Source organism: Actinopolymorpha sp. B9G3 (assembly GCF_040120725.1).
In the GTDB taxonomy this organism is placed as follows: domain Bacteria; phylum Actinomycetota; class Actinomycetes; order Propionibacteriales; family Actinopolymorphaceae; genus Thermasporomyces.
In genome coordinates, this window is sequence record NZ_JBEEAB010000023.1 from 79216 (window position 1) to 100180 (window position 20965).

General features: G+C 68.7%; 16 protein-coding genes. 14 read left to right on the forward strand and 2 right to left on the reverse strand.

Features of this window, described 5'->3' with window-relative positions; translation table 11 throughout:
* Positions 1-17 precede the first annotated feature (17 nt).
* Genes ABNF93_RS28920 through ABNF93_RS28930 form a run of 3 tightly spaced genes read left to right on the forward strand, consistent with a single transcriptional unit; the run spans position 18 to position 2620 of the window.
* Entirely contained in the window at positions 18-1073 is a 1056-nt protein-coding gene (locus ABNF93_RS28920) for an amidohydrolase family protein (RefSeq protein ID WP_349331379.1), read from the forward strand.
* A gap of 15 nt (positions 1074-1088) precedes the next feature.
* On the forward strand, positions 1089-2180 hold the full coding sequence (locus tag ABNF93_RS28925; RefSeq protein WP_349331380.1) for an amidohydrolase family protein: 1092 nt from the start codon (positions 1089-1091) through the stop codon (positions 2178-2180).
* A complete protein-coding gene (locus tag ABNF93_RS28930; protein ID WP_349331381.1) occupies positions 2177-2620 on the forward strand; it encodes a Rieske (2Fe-2S) protein in 444 nt (147 codons plus the stop codon). The genes ABNF93_RS28925 and ABNF93_RS28930 overlap by 4 nt, the downstream gene beginning before the upstream one ends.
* Positions 2621-2632: 12 nt before the next feature.
* Here ABNF93_RS28930 and ABNF93_RS28935 read toward each other — a convergent pair whose 3' ends face one another.
* Positions 2633-2836, reverse strand: a complete 204-nt coding sequence (locus ABNF93_RS28935; protein ID WP_349331382.1) for a hypothetical protein — start codon at positions 2834-2836, stop codon at positions 2633-2635.
* A gap of 76 nt (positions 2837-2912) precedes the next feature.
* On the reverse strand, positions 2913-4769 hold the full coding sequence (locus ABNF93_RS28940; protein ID WP_349331383.1) for an ABC transporter substrate-binding protein: 1857 nt from the start codon (positions 4767-4769) through the stop codon (positions 2913-2915).
* A 1086-nt stretch (positions 4770-5855) separates the two neighbouring features.
* Between ABNF93_RS28940 and ABNF93_RS28945 the strand changes: the two genes are divergently transcribed.
* The 11 genes from ABNF93_RS28945 to ABNF93_RS28995 all read left to right on the forward strand — a co-directional run.
* Positions 5856-7949 carry a serine/threonine-protein kinase gene (locus ABNF93_RS28945; protein ID WP_502877647.1) on the forward strand — a complete coding sequence of 698 codons (2094 nt, stop codon included), beginning with the start codon at positions 5856-5858 and terminating at the stop codon, positions 7947-7949.
* 107 nt (positions 7950-8056) lie between these two features.
* On the forward strand, positions 8057-8839 hold the full coding sequence (locus ABNF93_RS28950; RefSeq protein WP_349331384.1) for a PP2C family protein-serine/threonine phosphatase: 783 nt from the start codon (positions 8057-8059) through the stop codon (positions 8837-8839).
* Entirely contained in the window at positions 8836-10137 is a 1302-nt protein-coding gene (locus tag ABNF93_RS28955) for a vWA domain-containing protein (protein WP_349331385.1), read from the forward strand. The genes ABNF93_RS28950 and ABNF93_RS28955 overlap by 4 nt, the downstream gene beginning before the upstream one ends.
* Position 10138: 1 nt before the next feature.
* Complete coding sequence (locus ABNF93_RS28960; protein WP_349331386.1) at positions 10139-10891, forward strand: FHA domain-containing protein; 753 nt, start codon at positions 10139-10141, stop codon at positions 10889-10891.
* A 7-nt stretch (positions 10892-10898) separates the two neighbouring features.
* On the forward strand, positions 10899-12062 hold the full coding sequence (locus ABNF93_RS28965) for a GlnX family signal transduction membrane protein (RefSeq protein WP_349331387.1): 1164 nt from the start codon (positions 10899-10901) through the stop codon (positions 12060-12062).
* Positions 12063-12268: 206 nt separating this feature from the next.
* Positions 12269-13459, forward strand: coding sequence for an NAD(P)/FAD-dependent oxidoreductase (locus ABNF93_RS28970; protein WP_349331388.1), 1191 nt, complete (start codon positions 12269-12271; stop codon positions 13457-13459).
* 22 nt (positions 13460-13481) lie between these two features.
* The gene (locus tag ABNF93_RS28975; protein ID WP_349331389.1) at positions 13482-14417 is read left to right on the forward strand and encodes a sigma-70 family RNA polymerase sigma factor; all 936 of its coding nucleotides are present in this window, start codon (positions 13482-13484) and stop codon (positions 14415-14417) included.
* Positions 14418-14493: 76 nt separating this feature from the next.
* A complete protein-coding gene (locus ABNF93_RS28980) occupies positions 14494-16983 on the forward strand; it encodes a TerB N-terminal domain-containing protein (protein ID WP_349331390.1) in 2490 nt (829 codons plus the stop codon).
* On the forward strand, positions 16980-18380 hold the full coding sequence (locus tag ABNF93_RS28985) for an ATP-binding protein (protein WP_349331391.1): 1401 nt from the start codon (positions 16980-16982) through the stop codon (positions 18378-18380). The genes ABNF93_RS28980 and ABNF93_RS28985 overlap by 4 nt, the downstream gene beginning before the upstream one ends.
* Positions 18349-20649 carry a DEAD/DEAH box helicase gene (locus ABNF93_RS28990; protein WP_349331392.1) on the forward strand — a complete coding sequence of 767 codons (2301 nt, stop codon included), beginning with the start codon at positions 18349-18351 and terminating at the stop codon, positions 20647-20649. The genes ABNF93_RS28985 and ABNF93_RS28990 overlap by 32 nt, the downstream gene beginning before the upstream one ends.
* A 36-nt stretch (positions 20650-20685) precedes the next feature.
* Positions 20686-20965, forward strand: a 280-nt coding sequence (locus ABNF93_RS28995) for an alcohol dehydrogenase catalytic domain-containing protein (protein ID WP_349331393.1), incomplete at its 3' end; no start/stop codon positions are given.

Consider the following 20965-nt stretch of genomic DNA (forward strand, 5'->3'; position numbering starts at 1 on the left):
CGACGAAGGAATCGGCGTTGACGATCATCGACTCCAACGTGCACAACGAAGTTCCCCACGTCCACGCCCTGCTGCCCTACCTCTCGGACTACTGGGTCGAGCAGATCGACAACACCGTCTTCCGTGGCCCGGCCGGCTACGACGCCCCCTACCCGCCGAACTCCGACATCGCCGTTCGGCCCGGCTGTCGGGTCGCGGACGGGCCGCCAGACCTGGAGATGACTCAGCGGCAGGTTCTCGGCCCGTCCGTCGAGGCCGCGATCCTCCTGTGCACCTACGCGGTGAACGGACTGCACAACCCCGACCAGGCGGTGGCGCTGGCGAAAGCCACCAACGACTGGCAGATCGCCGAGTGGCTCGACAGGGACAGTCGGCTGCGGGCGTCCATCGTCGTACCGTCGCAGCTTCCTCACCTGGCGGCGGCGGAGATCGAGCGGGTGGCGGACCACCCCGGCTTCGTCCAGGTCGCGCTGCCGGCAAGGGCCCACCATCCGTACGGCAATCGCCTCTTCCATCCGCTGTGGGAGGCGATCGTCCGCCATGACCTCGTAGCGGGGATCTACTTCGGCGGCGCCCCTGGCAATCCGACGACACCCGTGGGCTGGCCGTCGTACTTCATCGAGGAGTACGTCGGGATGGCGCACGTCTTCGCCGCCCAGCTGACCAGTCTCGTCAGTGAAGGTGTCTTCGATCTCTTCCCCACCGCACGCGTCACCCTCGTGGAGAGCGGCGTGACGTGGCTGCCGGCGCACCTGTGGAAGTTCGACAAGGAGTGGAAGAACCTTCGGCTTCAGGTTCCGTGGGTGAAGCGGCCGCCGTCCTCCTACATCCGTGACCACGTACGCCTGACGGCGGAGCCGTGGGACATGCCCGCGGACGACCGGCTGGCACTCGATCTTCTCGACCAGCTGGGCTCGGAGGACCTGCTGCTGTTCGCCACCGGGTTTCCGCACCAGTCTCCCGGAAACCTCGACCACCTGTTGGGCGTGGTGCCCGAGGCCACGGCCGACAGGATCAGGGCGACGAATGCGCAGAGCTGGTATCGCGGCCTGAACCACGCCGAATCGTCGTGACGACGGAGGATTCTCATGACCGCAGTGACAGAGGCACCGGGCCGGCCGAAGCCCGACACCCAGGTCGGCATCGTCGACTGCGACACGCACAACACCTGGAACGACCTGTCGGAGCTGAGGCCGTTCGTCGCCGAGCGCTGGCACCGGTTGCTCGACGAGTTCGGTCCCGGGCACTACGCGGGTGGCGGCTATCCACGGTTCTGGGGTGACGCCGCCGACACCGCGCCGGACTCGGGACGCAAGTCCGGCTCCGACGTGGCCTTCATGGGCAGGAACCACCTGGACCGGTACGGGATCGCGTACTGCGTCCTCATCCCGTCCAATCCCGTGACGGGCATGCAGAATCTGGACTTCGCGGCGGCCCTGGCGCGGGCGATCAACGACTGGCAGGCCGCGGAGTGGCTCGATCGGGAACCGCGGATGCGTTCCTCGATCGCGGTGCCGACGGAGGACCCGGACGCGGCGGTCGCCGAGATCCGCAGGCTCGGCGACGACCGGCGGTTCGTCCAGGTGCAGTTCAGTGGCCGGCCGAGGGAGCCGATGGGCCGGCGGCGGTACTGGCCGATCTACGAGGCATGTGCGGAGCTCGACCTGCCGGTGATGTCACACGCCTTCGGGTCGTGCGGGAACCCGATCACCGGCACGGGTTGGGCGTCGTACTACATCGAGGACCACGTGGGACCGGCGATCTCCGTCCAGGCGAACATCACCAGCCTGATCATGGAGGGGGTGTTCGAGCGGTTCCCGACGTTGCGGTTCGTCTCGGTCGAGAACGGCTTCGCGTGGGCGCCGGCCCTTCGCTGGCGGATGGACAACGCCTGGACGCTTCTGCGGCACGAGGTCCCGCACGTGCGTCGTCCGCCGTCGGAGTACTTCGACGAGCACGTCTACCTCGCCACCCAGCCGGTGGAGGAACCGGAGAAGCGGGAGTACTTCGGACAGATGCTGGACCAGTATCCGGGGTTCGTCGACCGGCTGCTGTTCTCCAGCGACTATCCGCACTGGGACGGCGACACACCCGCGCGTGCCGTGCCGCTACTCCGCGACAAGGACGCGCGCGACAAGGTGCTCCGGCAGAACGCGCGCAGACTGTACCGCCTGCCGTGAAGTACGTCGTCGCGACGGTGGAGGAGATACCTCCCGGTGACCGCAAGATCGTCGAGGTCGCTGGTCGGTCCGTCGGCATCTTCAACCTGAGCGGAGAGTTCTTCGCCCTGCGTAACCGATGCCCCCACCAGGGTGCCGAGCTCTGCCGCGGAAAGCTGTGGGGGACCGTCACCGCGTCGGTACCGGGGGAGTTCGACTACACGCCCGGTGGCGAGATCCTCAGCTGCGTCCATCACGGCTGGGAGTTCCACATCCGGACCGGACAGTCATGGTGCGATCCGGACCGTCTCCGGGTCGCCGCGTACGAACCGGAGGTCAGGGGAGGGGACGAGATCCTCGAGTCGGCGCCAGGTGAGGACGGAAGGGTCAGGGGTCCGTACGTCGCGGAGACGATCCCCGTCACGGTCGAGGGCCAGTACGTCGTACTCGACCTCGCCTAGCGAGCGGCTCGACTAACTGTCGTCGTCCGGGGGCAGGTCCCACAGCTCGACATACCGTGTCGCGCCACACGCGCGACAGTAGGTGTCGATGGCATCCTCGTCGACCCAGGTGTGCGAGGTGTCCCGGCACAGGACGGGCATCACCCGCGGTTGGCTGATCACGATGCGCCGTCGTCGGCTACGAGTGAACTCGAAGTCCAGTTCGTCATCGGCCATGGGGACGATCATAGACAGAGTCGGCCGCCACGTTGCACGCGCCCGTGACCACTTTGTTGGCCACTGGCGGCGGGTGTCACGCGGGTTCGAGCCGGCCTTCGAGGAGCAGCATGACGGCGTGGTTGTCGTCGTACGGCGCGTTCTGGTAGATCGGGTCGTCGTCGGGTGGCCACGCCTTCACGCGTTCGCCCTCCAGGGCGGCGTTGTTGCCCAGACGTTCGAAGATCGGGATCTTCGGGAGTAGCTCGTTGAAGATCAACGCGAGCTGGGTGACCTTCGCCTTCTGCGCCTCGATGTCGAGCCCGGCGCCGGCTTCGGCGATGAGTTTCTGGATGTCGACCTTGCCGAAGGCCTCGGTGTTCTGGGTGAGCTCGAACGCCATGCCGCGGCCGAGTTGGCTGACCGCCACGGGAATGTTCTGCGTGATGAAGTCCATCTGCAGGGAGAAGTACGGGTGCGGACTTCCGTCACTCCACTGCTGGATCGCGAGCTCGAACTCCCCCTTAGGGATCAGCGGGATGACCTCGGGGTTGACCATTCCCTTGTCCTCGATCGCGAAGCCGAAGTCGATCAGCTGTTCCATGACGTTCACCGCGGCAGCACCCCAGTCGGCGAAGTCACTGGGGTAGAGGAACTCGAATCTGGCGGGTCGGCCGTCCGGCATGGTCCAGCGGTTTCCCGACTTCCGCCAGCCGGCCTCGACCAGCAGCTGTTCCGCCCTGCCGGGGTTGTATTTGTACGGTTCCAGCTTGGCCCGGTCGGCTTCGGTGAGCCACTCGCGGACCTGGATGTCGAAGAATCCAGCCATGAACTCCGAGGGGTACGCCGACTCGCCCAGGGAGACCTCGGCAGCCTGTGCCTTGTCGATTGCGTAGGCGAGCGCCTGCCGTGCCTTGACGTCTTTGAACATCGGCACCTTGTCGAGGCTGAACGTGATCGCCGGTCCGATATAGGTCACCGGCTTGAGGACGCGGAATCCCAGCTGTTCGAACCGCTCCTGTGTCTTGAGCGGAAAGCCGTGTGTGGCGAAGTCGACCGACTTGTCGAGCACCTTGGGAGTGATGTCCGCTGTCTCGCCCTTGTAGATGACGATCTGGTCGAACCTCACCTTGTCGGCGAGGACCCCGTTGGTCTGCTTACGAAGGACGAGGCGGGTTTCGTCATAGGCCTGGAAGTCAAAACGGAAGGGCCCTGACGTGATCACCTCGGACGGGTCTTCCATCGGGTCCTTCGGGCGCCAGCTCTGGAACTCGTCGCTGAGCTTGCCGCCCTCGGGGTCGTCCATCGAGCCACCGGACTCGAAGAGCTCCTTCGCCCGCAGCGCGAAGTCGCCATAGATCTGGGCCGGGAAGATGTTCGCGCGGATGATGAAGCGCTCGACCACATCGGCGGGGTTGGTGAGCTGGAACGTGACCTGACGTTCGCCCGTCACGTCCAGGGACTTGATGAACGTCCACTCCTGCTGGCGCATGATCCAGCGACACCAGAACGTCGCCTCGACGTCCCTGGCGGTGATGGGTTCGCCGTTGTTCCAGGTCAGGTTCTCGGCGACGTTGTAGACGAACGACTTCTGGTCGAAGTCGAAGCTTTCGCACACGAGGTACAGCCACTCCTCGCGGGCCCAGTACCACATGCCGCCTGGTGCGACGATGAGGTCGAAGTACGCCCCCAGGTCGACGCGGTTCTGGAGCTCTGAGAACAGGTTGAAGTGACCGCCATCGGCCGGCAGTAGATACGGCCAACCGCCATGGAACGCCGGGCCGTCACTGGCTGCGAATGTCTCGTCACCATCTGACCTGGCCTTGCCTGTGGTGCAGGCAGTCAGGCCGGTGGCGCCGACCGCGCCGACCGCGCCGAGACCGAAGATCTCGAGGACGCGGCGCCGGGAGACTTCCCGGTGGGATGCGCCGAAGTGGTCCGATGTCGACGTCATGCTCTGTGCCATCCTCGCCAGCCAGGGAGATGGGGCGGCCCAAATGTACGCGATCCCGCACAACCTGTGCTCTAGGTGCCGCGATGTGGCCATACGCACGCAAGCGGTTACAGAGTGCGGTCGTTTTCCTTGTGGCGCTTGGGAAACAGCGCTCGGAACAGCCTGGCGGGACTGGTACAAACGATGTGAAAACGTAGAGACAACCCAAACGGGCGGGTCATTGGCCTCTCCGGCCACTTCGGGTTATTCCCATTTATTGCTCCCACTCGCCACAGTGGGCGAGACTTGGCCCCGCCATCTCTCTGCTCGCGCAGTTCCACGCGAGTGGGGTGTGGAGCGTACGTCCGCATGTGCCAACCGCACCGCAGTGCCGGCACCACAGGCCGGCACTGGTCGGCGGTCAGGGCGAGGAGGAATGGCCGGATGGTTCGATGCACCGATCTCGCGTGCACCGGTGAGGTCGAGGACGGCTACTGCAACGTGTGTGGCCTGTCGCCGGTACAAGCGGCCAGGCCGGCGCAGGCGCCCCTGGGGCCGCCGCAGCCGCCCGGGTCAGCGCATCCGTCGGGCATGCCTGCGGCCAACGGACCCATGCAACCAGGCGTCGGCACGCCGTCGTCCTGGACGGCCGATCCCGGCGGGGCGCAGTTGTGGTCGCCGGGTCCTGGTGGGCCGGCGAACGGCCAAAGCTGGACGGGTGGGCCGCCGCCGGGCTCGCCGCAGCCCGCCACACACTTCCAGCAGGAGCTTCGCGGACCGGGCGGTGCCATTCCCTTGACGTCGCTCGCGCCGACGTCGCCTGCCCCGCAGCCTTCCGGTCCGGCGAGTGGGTCCGGTCCGGCGAGTGCATCGGGTCCTTCGGTTGGGTCGGGTCCTTCGGGTGGCTCAGACCCGTCGGGTGGCTCAGACCCGTCGGGTGGGTCGGATCCTTCGGGTGGCTCAGGCCCGTCGGGTGGCTCGAGCCCGTCGAGTGTGTCCAGCCCGTCAAGCCCGTCCAGCGTCTCGAGAGTGTCGAGCGTCTCGAGTCAGTCGGTGGTGTCGAGCCCCTCGGCCCGCAGCATCTCCACCGGGTCCATCTCCCACCGGATCAGTGGGCGGACGCGGACGACCAGCAGCCGCACGTCGCGCTCGGCCAAACGTGGCACGCTCGGCGCGGGACTGGTCGACGTCGTCCCGGTGCCCGTTCGCGACCCCGCCGAAGCGGTCCTCGAAAAGCCCGAGGTCCGCGAGAAGGACCGCTTCTGCAGCGGCTGCAACGAGCCGGTTGGCCGCAGTCGGCCAGGCGTGCCCGGGCGGCTGGAGGGCTTCTGCCGCAAGTGCGGTCGCCGGTACTCCTTCGTACCCCGCCTGAAGGCCGGGGACCTCGTGGGCGGACAGTACGAAGTGCTGGGTTGTCTTGCCTACGGCGGATTCGGCTGGATCTACCTCGCCCGGGACCGCAACGTCAACGACCGCTGGGTCGTCATGAAGGGTCTGCTGAACGCCGGCGACACCGAGGCCCTCATCGCCGCGGCGGCCGAGCGGGCGTTCCTGGCCGAGGTCGAGCACCCGAACATCGTCAAGATCTACAACTTCGTCCGCCACTTCGACCCGTCGACGGCCCAGATGGTCGGCTACATCGTCATGGAGTACGTCGGTGGCCGGTCGCTCAAGGACCACCTGTTGGAGCTGCGCAAGGAGGAGGGCGACCTCGCCTCGATCCCGCTCAGCCAGTCCATCGCGTACATCCTCGAAGTGCTCCGGGCGTTCAGCTACCTCCACGAGCGGGGTCTGCTCTACTGCGACTTCAAGCCGGAGAACGCCATCCAGTCCGAGGAGCAGCTGAAGCTGATCGACCTCGGCGGCGTCACCCGGATCGGCGCCGAAGGCGACATCTACGGCAGCGTCGGCTACCAGGCGCCTGAAATCGCGACCACCGGCGCCTCGATCGCGTCCGACCTCTACACGGTCGGGCGGACCCTCGCCGTGCTCAGTTTCCCGTTCAGGGGGTTCTCGACGAAGCTGACCGACCGGCTCCCGCCGCGGGAGGAGATCCCGCTCCTCCAGCGGTACGACTCACTGGACCGGTTCCTGCGACGTTCCACTCACCTCGAGCCGAGTGTGCGGTTCCAGGACGCGGCGGAGATGGCCGAGCAGCTCACCGGCATCCTGCGTGAGGTGCTGGCCTCCGAGGACGGGCGGCCGCGCCCCGGCCAGTCCCGGCTGTTCGGCATCGAGACCGACCCGGCGGGTACGGAGATCCCCGGGCTGGAGGGCACGCAGGGTCCGGTGCTCGGTGTCCTCGACCCGATGCAGGCGGCGGCGGCGCTGCCCGTCCCGTTGGTCGACCCGAGCGACCCGGCCGCGACCTTCCTGGCCGGCCTCTCCACGAGCGATCCGCACGACGTGCTCGCCGCGCTGCAGGCGAGTCCGGTGCAGTCGCCAGAGGTCATGCTGATGATGACGCGGACCACCATCGCGCTCGGTGACCTGAAACGTGCCGAGGCGTTGCTCGTCAACCTCGCCTCGACGCTGCCGGGTGACTGGAGAGTGTTCTGGTACGACGCGGTGGCGGCGCTGTCGGTGGGCGAGCTGGGCATCGCCTCCGAACGCTTCGACGAGTTGTACTTCATGCTGCCGGGCGAAGCTGCCACGAAGCTCGCCCTCGCCTTCGCCCGCGAGTGCGTCGGCGACGTGGGCTCGGCCGCGAGCCTCTACGACACGATCTGGCGTACCGACCGCACGTACGTGAGCGCGGCGTTCGGACTGGCCAGGATCCTCGTCGCGGATGAGGACCGGGCCAGCGCGATCCGCGTGCTCGACACGGTGCCGAGCGTCTCCAGCCGCTACATCCCCGCCCAGGTGGCGACCATCGCCTGTGCGGTACGGAACCGCCGGCCGGAGACCATGACCGACGCCGAGATCACCAACGCCGCGGACCGGCTCCAGGCCCTCGGGCTCGACGCCGTACGCCACGACCTGCTCGCGGTCGAGATCCTCGGCGCCGCGCAGACGTACGTCCAGGCAGATCGGCCCGTGCGACCTGGCACCACCGTGCTCGGCGCGCCGATGACCGACACCGGACTGCGCCGCGAGCTCGCCCGGACCTATCGCCGCCTGGCCCAGCACTCGTCGGGCAAGGACGAGCGGTACACGATGGTGAGCCTCGCGAACTCCGTACGACCGAGAACGTGGGTGTAGACGTGTTGACCTGCCCGTCCTGCGAATACCCCGCGCATCAGGCCGACACCTACTGCGAGGGATGCGGATACCGCTTGCTGCCGAGGCAACCGCAGCCTCGTGACCGCATGGAGGTCGACCACCCGGGTGCGGCGGGGGTGAGCGACCGGGGCCTGGAGCACTATCGCAACGAGGACTCGGTGGGTGTCCTCGACTACGTGTTCGGTCACGAGCGGGGGGTCGTGGCCGTGGTCTGTGACGGCATCTCGAACTCGCCGCGTCCCGACCGTGCCTCGCAGGCGGCGGTCGACGTCGGCACCGAGGCCCTGGTCGCGCATCTCCGTGCGGGCTACCAGGCGGGTGAGGCGACCAAGGCGGCGGTGGCCAGTGCCGGGAAGGCGGTGTCGGCCCTTGCCACATCACCAGCTGACGCACCAGCCTGCACCTATGTATCGGCCATTGTGGAGCGCGACGTGGTGACCGTGGGTTGGGTGGGGGACAGCCGTGCGTACTGGTTGGCCGCCGACGCGCGGACGCAGTCTGTCGTTCTCACCAAGGACGACTCCCTGGTGAACCATCTGTCCGAGACGGGGGAGATGACTCACGACGAGGCCAGGAGGCAGCCGAACGGCGGCGCCCTGGTCAAGTGGCTGGGGGCGGATGCGGAGGACATCCGCCCGCGCATCGTGAGCTGCGAGCCCGGCGCTCCTGGTGCCGTGCTCATCTGCAGTGACGGCCTGTGGAAGTACCTTCCCCAGGCCGAGGCACTGGCCGCGGCCGTTCCTGGCGCTGCCAAGGCGCCGATGGCGGCTGCGCGCTCGTTGGTGCAGTTGGCGCTCGACGCCGGCGGTCATGACAACGTCACCGTGGTCGTGATTCCGTACCCACCCGAGGGAGGGCATAGAGGATGAATGGTGGTTCCGGTTTCACGTTGACGATCTCCCAGAACAAGTTTCTCGCCCATGGTGCGCGAGAGGTCAACGCGATTGTGACCATCGAGTCGACCGGACTCGGTGGACTGTTGGGGGGCGAGGAACCCGACACCGGGATGGCGGAGGTCATCATCCTGGACACGTCGGCCTCGATGGAGTGGCCGATCACGAAGATCATGGCGGCCCGGCAGGCCGCGATGAAGGCGGTCGACAACCTCCGCGACGGAGTTTCGTTCGCGGTGGTCGCAGGTAACCACGTCGCCACCATGGTCTACCCGCGCGAGGAGCAGACGGTCGAGGCCAACCGGCGTACGAAGATCGAGGCGAAGGCGGCGATCGGTGGCCTGGCTCCCAGCGGAGGTACGGCGATGGGGGCATGGCTCCAGCTCGCGGCCCAACTCTTCGCTCCGCACCGCGACGACCTCCGGCACGCGATCCTGTTGACCGACGGCAAGAACGAACACGAGGCGCCGGAGCAGTTCGGCGCGACTCTCTCGGCGGTCGCCGGGAGCTTCGTGTGTGACTGTCGCGGTGTCGGCACCGACTGGGAGCCCGACGAGTTGCGCCGGGTGTCCTCGGCCCTCCTGGGAAGCGTCGACATCGTTCCGGATCCCAACGACCTCGAAGCGGACTTCCGCGCGATGACCGAGCACGCCATGGGCAAGTCCATCGGCGACGTCGCCCTGCGCATCTGGCGGCCGGAGGCGTCGCGGCTGAAGTTCGTCCGGCAGGTCCTTCCGAGCGTCGAGGACCTGACGGAGCGCGGCGTGAAGGCCGGTCGGATGGCGTACGACTTCCCGACCGGTTCGTGGGGGAACGAGGTCCGCGACTACCACATCTGCATCGAGGTGATGTCGGGTGCGGTCGGTCAGGAGATGCGGGCCGCCTGGGTCCGCCTGGTCCAGCCCGGGGATCCGCCCGAGGTCCTGGCGTCCGGCAACGTCCTGGCGTCGTGGACCGACGAGGAGGGCGACTACACCGTGATCGATCCCCAGGTCGCCCACTACACCGGTCAGCAGGAACTCGCCGAGGTCATCCAGGCTGGCCTGCACGCCAAACGGTCCGGTGACCTCGACACGGCGACGACCCGGCTTGGTCGGGCGGTCACCCTGGCGCGACAGACGGGGAACGAAGCGACCTCCGCGCTCCTGGACAAAGTTGTCGACGTCATCGACCACGAGTCCGGAACCGTGCGGCTGAAGTCCGTGGTCGACAAGGTCGACGAGATGTCACTCGACACCCGGTCGACCCGCACCGTTCGTACCCGCAAGGAGTGACATGTCGACGTGCCCAGCCGGTCATCAGTCCGCCGACAGCGACTACTGCGAGACGTGCGGGATCCGCATGACCAGCATGCCTTCGACGAGCACGTCCGCGACCACGGTGTTGGGCGTGGTCTCGGAGTCGTCCACCCCCGACTGCCCGGTCTGCGGTGAACGGCTCGTCGACAGGTTCTGTGAAGGATGCGGGTTCGACACGCTCCAGGCGAGAAGGTCACACCAGGCGGTACCCCCGCCCGCCGCTCCGGCGACGAGTGGCTGGCCGGGATCGACCGAGAGTGGCTGGCCGGGATCGACCGAGAGTGGCTGGCCGGGATCGACCGGGAGCGGTTGGCCGGGTAGCCGCGTCGACTGGATCGCCGTCGTCGGTGCCGACCGGGACTACTACGAGCGGCTGATGGCAGAAACCGGGTCCAGCCCGACCACGCTGCCGTACCCGTCGTACCACCCCGAGCGGCAGTATCCGCTCACGGCGCAGTTCGTCCAGATCGGCCGCCGCAGCGTCGGGCGGGGCATCCGGCCGGACATCGATCTCAGCCTTCCGCCGGAGGATCCGGCCGTCTCGCACCAACACGCCGTGCTCCTGTCCAAGCCCGACGGCGCGTGGTCGCTGGTGGACCTCGGCGCGACGAATGGCACGCTGCTCAACGACAACCCCGAGCCGGTTTCGGCACACGTCGAAGTTCCGTTGCGCCAGGGCGACCGGATCTACCTCGGCGCCTGGACCGTCATCACTCTCCGGAAGGGATGAACGCGAGGTGGCAGTGAAGACGGCGGCCCCACCGGCCGGTGGGCTCCTGCGTCGTGCGCGGACGACGCCGGGCCGCGTGCGCATGCTCACCGTGCTTGTCGTCCTGACCCTCGGGGCGCTGGCGACGTTCGGCAGTCTGGCCATCGACAACGCCCGGGACGGCGTACGCGTCATCGGCCATGGCGCGGGCCCACAGGTCGTCGCCACCGGCGACCTCTACTACGCGCTCAGCGACATGAACGCGCAGGTCGCCAACGTCCTGCTGGCCGGCAGGGAGGCGAGCCTCGGCATCAGCCGGACCGCCGCCCTGGAGCGGTACGAGGATCGCCGCACCCAGGCCAGTCGCGCGGTCATGCAGGCCACCAGTCTCGCCGCCGGTGACAGCGGCCAGGACGACACCATCCGGGAGGTGTTGGACGGGATCGGCAAGTACGAACGCCTGGCGTCCCAGGCGATGATCCTGGACGCGCGCACGGAGGGCACGGGTCCGCTGCCGCAACAGGCGATCGACCTGTACCGCGAAGCCAACACGCTGATGAACCGCGACGTGTTGCCCAAGGCCCGGACGGTCACCGTGGAGAGTGACGAGTCCGTGCAGGGGACCTATGAACGCGCGCAGTCGCAGGTGAGCAACCTCCCGCTCTGGATCGCCGTGAGCGGGCTCGCCACGATCCTCGCCCTGATCGGGCTGCAGGTCTACCTGTCGGCGCGGTTCCGCCGCATCCTCAATCCGGCGCTCGTCCTGGCGACCGTCGCGACGTTCGTCCTCGTCGTGACCAGCCTCTTCGTGCTGTCTGTCGCGCAGGAGAACCTCACCGCGGCCAAGGCCGAAGGCCACGACAAGATCCTTTCGGTCTCCCGGTCGAGGGCCGCCAACAACACGTTGCAGGCCAACGAGGGAAGCTACCGTCTCGACGTACGCCAGAACGTCGCGTCGGCGGAGAAGCTGCGCGGCATCGAGGAACGGATGGGGCCCCTGCTCGACGGCTTCGCCAACACCGACCGCACGATGGTCGCGCTCATCAAGGATCACAGGCAGGCATTCGTTCGGGCGATCGCCGAGAGTGACAAGGCACTGAACGGTTGGCACCTGATCTTTCCCGGCGCCGTGGCCGGGATCGCTCTGCTCGTCCTGCTGGGCGTGCGGCCACGCCTCGCCGAGTACCGCTGAGCCGAGCGGGGTCCGGGCGCTTCGTTCCCGCCGTGTGTCGTGGTCCGGCGAGTCGTGGCCCTTGGTGGGGGAATGAGCGATTTGGCGAGAATCAGAAGGTCGTACGCACTGCTTTAGTGCATGGTGATCCACTCCATAGTCGATCCCTGTCAGGAATCTGGGTGCTGTCTCGTTCGGAGGGCAAGCGAACAGACAGGAGCACGATCATGCGGCACCGCATCATCGTCCTGGGGGCCGGATACGCCGGAGCCTCCGCCGCCGGGTTCCTCGCCCGCCGACTCCAACCCGCCGACTTCGAGATCACCGTCGTCAACGCCGAACCCGACTTCGTCGAGCGGATGCGCCTGCACCAGCTCGCCGCCGGCCAGAACCTGCGCCGCTACGGATTGGCGGAGATGTTCGCCGGCACCGGCATCCGGCTGCACCTGGCGCGCGTGACCGACGTCGACCCCGAGCGTCGGACCGTCACCGTGACCGACGGCGCCGGCACCGACCGGCTGGAGTACGACACTCTCCTCTACACACTCGGCAGCACGGCAGCCGACCACGGCGTTCCGGGCGTGGACGAGCACGCCTTCCACGTCGCCGGACGGCCGGCGGCGCTGCGCCTGCGCCAGCACCTGGATGAGCTGGGCGGAAACGGGACGGTGCTGGTCGTCGGCGGCAACCTGACCGCGATCGAGGCCGCCACCGAGATCGCCGAATGCCGCCCCGGCCTGCAGGTCACCCTCGCCACCACCGGCGAGCTGGGCGGGTGGCTCGGACCGAAGGCCCGCCGCCACCTGATGCGCGCCTTCGACCGCTTCGGCGTCGCGGTCCACGAGCACACCACGGTCGAGCGCGTCGAGGCGACGAAGGCCGTCGCCGCTGACGGCACCACCTTCTCCTCCGACGCGACCGTGTGGGCGGCCGGCTTCGCCGTCCACCCCATCGCCGCCGCCAGCGGTCTCGCAGTCGAAGATGACGGCCGGATCACCGTCGACCGGATGATGCGGTCGGTCTCGCATCCGGAGGTCTACGCCGCAGGCGACAGCGTCTACGCCATCGGCGAGAACGGTCGGCCGCTGCCGATGTCCTGCGCCTCTGCGGGGTTCACCAGGATGCAGGCGACGGCCGCGATCGTCGGGGACCTGACCGGTCGCAAGATCTCGACGACCCCGTTGGCCTACCTCGGCAACTGCATCAGCCTCGGAGGGAAGGACGCGATCTTCCAAGCGGTCGACGGCGACGCGCGGTCGACGTCGTGGTCGCTGCGCGGTCGGGCCGCCGCGCGCGTCAAGGCGTTCGTCCTCAACGGGACCGCCTGGAACATGGGCCACCCGACCTACGGACTGCCGACCCGCAAGCGCCGTCTCGCGACCACGACCGGAGGCCACAAGGAGGCGGTGGCCGCCTAGATGGCCGTCTAGGGTGGCGTTCGTGGACGCCGCCACCGTGGAGCGTTTCGAGGCCAACCGGGACCGGTTGGCCTCGCTCGCGTACCGTCTGCTCGGCTCGGCCGCCGACGCCGAGGACGCGGTGCAGGACGCGTTCCTGCGCTGGCAGGCCGCCGACCGGGAGCGCATCCAGGTGCCCGAGGCGTGGCTGACCAGGGTGGTCACCAACCTGTCTCTGGACCGGCTCCGTTCGGCGAGTAGGCGGTACGAACGCGCGGTCGGCGACGGGCTTCCCGAACCGCTCCTCGACGGCGACCCCATGCTGGGCCCGGCCGACACCGTTGAGCAGCGCGAATCGGTGACCTTGGCGGTGTTGACGCTGATGGAGCGTCTCTCGCCGATCGAACGGGCGGTCTACGTCCTGCGCGAGGCCTTCTCCCACAGCCACGCCGAGATCGCCGAGATCCTCGACATCACCGAGTCCGCGAGCCAGCAGCACGCCCACCGGGCCCGGCGCCGCATCGCGACCGAGCGCAACGTCAGTGAAGTCGACCATGCGTCCGCGCGCCGAATCGTCGAGGCGTTCGTCGACGCCGCCTCCTCGGGTCGCACCGAACGGCTGCTGGCGTTGTTGACCGACGACGCGACCGCGATCTCCGACGGCGCCGGGCTGGGCGGGAAGATCCTGCGGACCTCGGACCCCGAGCGGATCGCCGCCACGATGCGAGCCGGCTTCAAGCCGACTCCGGCGAAACGGAAACTGGCCGGCGGCTCCCCGGCGATCCACTCCGGCATGGTCAACGGCTCCCCCGCCATGATCGCCGCGCTCGAGGACCGGGTTGTCGGCGTGGTGATCCTGGAGGTCCGCGACGGCAAGATCGCGGCCCTACGCGGTGTGGCCTCCCCGGCCCGCCTCGGCCGCCTCACCGAGGAATGGCTGCGGCACGAGCACGATGACCCCCTCATCGAATCGTGGTGACCGAAAGCACCCGAATCTCTTGATCCGGTACTATGTTCGAACGCTCACCTCACGCCAGGCACCCAGGGATTCGTCGATGGGCAACGTCGTCCGCGCCGCCGCCCACGATCACGGTGCCACCTCGTCCGACCTCGCCCCCCTCGACTGGGCGGCTGATCCGTTCGCCGGGCAGTCCGCCCGAGATGCCCGGTGGCTTCGTCCGGGCGCCCACACGGTCGTCGGCGGACACGCCATCCCCGGCGGCATGATCTACCTCGGCCGGCGACTTCCGGCAGCGCGTGGCGGCCGGGTCGAGCCCGCACTCATCGATCCTGACCTGGAGCTCGCGCCCCGGTGTCCCGGGACCGACGGCAAGGACCTGGGCTACTGGCCGTCGTACGACCGGATCCCGCCGGAGAGCCGGGCCGCCTACCTGCACTGGCTCGCCGACGGTCGCCGCGCACCGGGGGTGCCGATCGGTTACGTGTTCCTCTTCTTCTACGGCCTCGAGCGGCGCCTCCTCCACGACATCATGGCCAACCCGTCCCTGCGTGCCGAGGTGCCCTTGCTGGCCGCGGAAGTGCAGGGCCTGCTCGAGGCCTACGGCACCCACGCGTCGTTCCGGCGCTATGCGACGGAGTTCTCCCACCTGCTCGAGCTGGTCGGGGCTCCCGACGAGACGCCATCGGACGCGTTCGCCGTCCCCGAGCTTCGGGAGCCGAGGTGGCCACCGCCGATGACACTGCGGCGGGCGTTGGGTGCGTTCGCCACCGAAGGACGTCGGCTGCCGGCCACCTGGGCGCTGGCGTGGGCGTGGTACCACCCCGACATCTCCCTGCGTACTCCCGCGTTCCGGTGCCGGGACGAGTTCGCGCGGTTGTTCACCGTGCGGTACGCGGATGCCCATGGTGAGGGTCTGCTCGTCGAGCCCGGACCCCGTCGCCTGTGCGTCGAGTACCAGCCCGCGAGCGCGGGTCTCCGGCCGATGCGGTACGGACGGGATGTTCCCGATCTCTACCTGGCGGACGAACCAGGCCGGCGGCTCGCCGAGTTGGTCGGCAGGGTCACCGACGACCTCGGTGCCTACAGCCGCTGGCTGCGCCGCCACGACCACCGGGGCGACACGATCGCGGCGGCGGCGTTGCTGCCGGCCGAGCTGGTGGTCGACGCGGAGGGGCGGGCGCTCGACCCGGAGGTCGCCGCGTGGCAGGGCTGGATCGAGCGCCGTCTCACTGGTGCATCATCGACCACTGTTGACGCCGGCGAGCTGATCGCCAGGTGGCCCACCACGGCAGCTGGCGCGATGACGCGACGGGAGGCCGCCGCCCTGTGCCGACTGCTCGGCCACCTCGGCATCGGTCTCGAACCGGACGTACGCATGGGTGGGCCGGCGCCGACCGCCGGTCAGGCCGCGGTGGTGTTCCGAACCGATGTCGACGTTCCGCCGGTGGCCGGTGAGAATTACGCGGCCGCCGTCACGTTCGCGCAGCTCGCCGCGGCTGTCCTGGCTGCCGACAGCCAGCTCGGCGAGGACCAGCGCCGGCAGGTGAGCGAACTGGCGTGCGCGGCCCTCCCGCTCGGCGCCGGTGAACGCCTGCGGCTGGGCGCACATCTGCACTGGTTGGCCACCTCGGCCCAGTGCGGCCTCACGGTACTGCGAAGGCGCCTCGACGGGTTGTCCGGCACTCTCCGGGCGAAGATCGGCGAGCTGCTCATCACGACCGCCACCGCGGGCGGCACGGTGCTGCCGCATCATGTGACCAGTCTGCTGACGAGTTACCGCCGACTCGGGTTGGACCCGGACACCGTGCCCAACCGCGTACACGCTTCGCTCACGACTCCATCTGCCATGTCGTCCAGGTCTGCGATCGCGCCCGCTTCCGCGCGGGCGCCGGTGCCCGCCGCGGCGGCGTCTGCACCAGCGGGTCTGGCTCCTCCTGCGCCCGTGGCTGTGCCCGGGCCTGTGCGCATGCCCACGCCGTTGCCCGCGAACGAACCGGTGACGGTGCAGGCGGGCGGCGCGGCTGTGGGCGAGTACCTCCTCCCGCGGCGACCATCTGCCGAGCCCGCTGTCCCAGCTCCGGATCCGGCACGGGTGCCCGCTCCGGACCCGCCCGCGCTGATGCCGCTGGACACCGCCGCGATCGAGGCCAAGCTCGCCGAGACCGCCACCGTTTCCACCCTGCTGCACCGCATCTTCGCCGACGATGAACCCGCCGAGGGCGATGCCGCGGGCGTGGCAGAGAACGAGCCGGATAGCGACGCGGAGAACGAGACAGGTAACGACGCGGGCGACCTTGCGTCCACCCACGCAGGGCGCTGCGACAACGAATCGGGCGGGGTCGAGCTCGTGCCCGGCCTCGACGCGCCGCATTCGGCGCTACTACGTGCCCTGGCCGAGCGTCCGGCCTGGCCGCGGGACGCCTTCGATGCCCTGGCGGTCGGGCTGGGGTTGTTACCGGCGGGTGCCCTCGACCTTCTCAACGAGGTCGCTCTCGACGCCGCCGACGAACCCCTCACGGCCGGCGAGGACGTCCTCGAGATCGACGACGACGTACTCCAGGAGCTCCTAGGGGAAACGGGATGAGCGAGCGCACCGAGCGAACCACCACGCCGAGCGCGCCCACGACCACGACATCCGACGCGGCGTCGACCCGGATCCGGCCACGGGATCGCGACACGTTGGTGCAGGCGCTGCGCGCGGGCGTCGTACCCCGCGCGGGACAACAGCACATCCAGGTCGGCCGCGTCGCCGAGGTCAAGGCCCTGGTGTCCGACATCGCCCGCGTCGACGACGGCGGATCGACCGCACGGTTCGTGATCGGCGAGTTCGGGTCGGGCAAGACGTTCTTCCTGCACCTGGTCCGGTCGATCGCCCTGCAGCAGAAGCTGGTGACAGTGCACGCCGACCTGTCGCCCGACCGGCGCCTGCACGCCACGGGTGGTCAGGCACGCAGCCTCTACACCGAGCTGATGCGCAGCATGGCCACCCGGGCCAAGCCGGACGGCGGTGCCATGGCGGGCGTCGTGGAACGCTTCGTGACCGCCGCGCTGGCGCAGGCGCGCGACAACGCCGAGGCTCCGGACGACGTGATCCGTGCCCGTCTCGCCGAGTTGGCGGAGCTGACCGGCGGCTACGACTTCGCCGAGGTCATCGCGGCGTACTGGCGGGGCCATGACACCGGCGATGACCAGCTGCAGACCGACGCGGTGCGGTGGTTGCGGGGCGAGTTCTCCACCCGGACCGAGGCTCGAAAAGCCCTTGGCGTACGTACGATCGTCGACGACAGCAACGTCTACGACCAGCTGAAGCTGCTGGCCCGCTTCGTCCGGCTGGCCGGCTACGGTGGGCTGCTGGTCTGCCTCGACGAGATGGTCAACCTCTACAAACTGGCCAACACCCAGGCCCGCAACGCCAACTACGAACAGCTCCTGCGCATCGTCAACGACAGCTTGCAGGGCAGCGCGGGAAGCCTCGGCTTCGTCTTCGGTGGTACGCCGGACTTCCTGCTCGACACCCGGCGCGGGCTCTTCAGCTATCCGGCCCTGCAGTCTCGGTTGGCCGAGAACACCTTCGCCACCGACGGATTGGTCGACCACTCCGGCCCGGTCCTGCGCCTCGCCAACCTCTCACCCGAGGACCTCTACATCCTGCTGGGCAAGCTGCGCCACGTGTTCGCCGGCGGTGACCCGGCGGCCTACCTGGTGCCGGACGAAGCGCTGGAGGCGTACATGCGACACTGCGCGTCCCGCATCGGCGATGCCTACTTTCGTACGCCACGCAACACGATCAAGGGTTTCCTCGACCTGCTCGCCGTGCTGGAGCAGAACCCTGGCGAAGACTGGCGGAAGCTGGTCGGCACGGTCGGTCTCGCGGCCGAGACGGATCCGGAGCTCGCGCCACTCGCCGACGACGCCGCGCCCGCTCCCGTCCGATCTGCCGGATCGCCTGATGACGACGACCTCACCAGCTTCCGGCTCTGACCCGCCGGCCGTCGCCGTCCCGGAGCCGCCGTCGACGTCGTCGGCGTTCGAACGCTTCCATCCCCGCGTACGTCAGTGGATCTGGGACCAGGGCTGGCAGTCGCTGCGGAGCGCGCAGGAGCACGCTGCCGCACCGATCATGGCCGGCGACCGTGACGTGATCGTCGCCGCCGCAACGGCCAGCGGCAAGACGGAGGCGGCCTGGCTGCCGATCTGCTCGGTCATCGCCATGCAGGCGGAGGACGACACCGCGGAGCCCGGCGTCAAGGCGCTCTACCTCAGTCCGCTGAAGGCGTTGATCAATGACCAGCACTCCCGGCTCGACCAGCTCTGCGAGCACCTCGACCTGCCCGTGCACCGCTGGCACGGCGACGTCGCGGGCTCGCAGAAGCGCCTCGTCACCCGTAACCCGGACGGCCTGCTGCTCATCACGCCTGAGTCGCTGGAGTCGCTGTTCGTCAACCAGGGCGAGAAGATCGTACGGTTGTTCGGCGGGCTGCGGTACGTGGTGATCGACGAGCTGCATTCGTTCATCGGCACCGAGCGCGGCGCGCAGCTTCGCTCTCTCCTGCACCGACTCGAGCTCGCGGTCAGGCACCGGATTCCCCGCATCGCGCTGTCCGCGACGCTCGGCGACTTCGGTGCCGCGGCGGAGTTCCTTCGTCCGGGGGCCGGACCTGAGGTGGCTGTCGTCTCCTCCGTCGACGCTGATTCGCCCAGAAATGACGACAGGACCGAGCTTCGCATGCAGCTGCGGGGGTACATCGCCGCGGATCCGGTCAAGGTCAACGCCGATCCGACCGGCGAGACCGGCGTCGACTATGACAAGGGTGCGATCGCCGACCACCTCTTCGCCACGCTGCGCGGCAGCGACAACCTCGTCTTCACCAACGCCCGCGGCCTGGTGGAGATCTACACCGACCTGCTCTCCCGGCGTAGTGCGGCCGCCAACGTCCCGAACGAGTTCCAGCCCCACCACGGCAACCTGTCCAAGGAGGTCCGGGAGCACGTGGAGGACCGGCTCAAGGCGTCCGACACCCCGACGACGGCGGTCTGCACGTCCACGCTGGAGATGGGTATCGACATCGGCTCGGCCGACTCGGTAGCCCAGATCGGTTCTCCGCTTGCGGTCTCGGTCCTGCGCCAGCGTCTCGGCCGGTCCGGCCGGCGCGGCCAGCCCGCCGTGCTCCGGATGTACGTCTCCGAACCCGAACTCACCGACCACACCCCACCCGCGGACGCCCTGCGCAGCCAGCTGATGCAGACGATCGCGATGGTCGACCTGCTGCTGGAGCGGTGGTACGAACCGCCTGACCTGCACCGGCTGCACCTGTCGACGCTGCTCCAGCAGATCCTGTCGGTCATCGCCCAACGCGGCGGCGCCGAGGCGGAGCCGCTGTTCGACGCGCTGTGCGCCCACGGGCCGTTTCGTACGGTCGACAAGGGAACGTTCGTCGCGCTCCTGCGCGCCATGGGCGAGGCGGACCTGATCAGCCAGGACACCGAAGGTCTGCTGCTCCCCGGGTCGGCGGGGGAGAAGCTGATCAACCACTTCAGCTTCTACACCGCGTTCACGACCGACGACGAGTACCGGCTGGTGTCGTACGGACGCACGCTCGGATCGCTGCCGGTCGAGTACCCGATCTCCGTCGGCAGCCTGCTGATCTTCAGCGGCCGGCGTTGGCGGGTGCTCGCGGTCGAGTCGCAGCAGCGGGTCATCGACCTGGCGCCCGCCCGAGGTGGGCGACCGCCGACGTTCCCCGGCATGGGCCCTGACGTCGCCGACGAGGTACGCCGCCGGATGCGTACGTGGTACGAAGCCGACGCGGTCCCGGTCTACCTCGACCGGACCGCGCAGCGCCTGCTGGCCGAGGGGCGCGCGGCATACCGGCGGCTCAGCCTCGACCAGCAGCCCCTTCTGTCGTGGGGACGCGACACCGTGCTGCTGCCCTGGCGCGGCGACAAGATCATGAACACCCTGTCGGTCGTCCTCAGGGACCACCGGCTCGAGGTCGGGCAGGACGGTGTGGCGTTGACCGTCCGGCGTACCAACGTCGTGGGTCTGTGGGAGCTCATCCGGCAGCTCGCCTGCGCTCCGCCGCCCGATCCGCTGGAGCTGGCCGAGAAGGTCGCGAACAAGGCGGCCGACAAGCACGACAACTACCTCGACGACGCCCTGCTCACCAAGTCCTACGCCGCCCGCAGTCTCGACGTGCCCGGCGCCTGGTCGGCGCTCCGTATGCTGGCCGAGACCCCTCGCCCCGAGTGACGGAGAGGTGGAGCCTTGCCGAGTTGTGATGCTGTCGTGTGTCGGCGACCCGGTGACATCGAGTGCGCGACGCTCGACCTGGCGCGCGTGGGTCCGGGGAAGTTGCTCGTACGGACTCTGATGTCGGGGGTCAGTACGGGTACCGACAAGTGGGTCATGCGCGGCACCTTCGGCTGGGCCGACATCACGTTCCCGGCTGTTCCTGGCTACCAACGGGTCGGAGTCGTGGAGGAGGTCGGATCCGACGTCGTCGGGTTTCGGATCGGGCAGCGGGTCGTGGCGACGAGCGGTCTCGGCTACGTCGAGGTGGGATCGG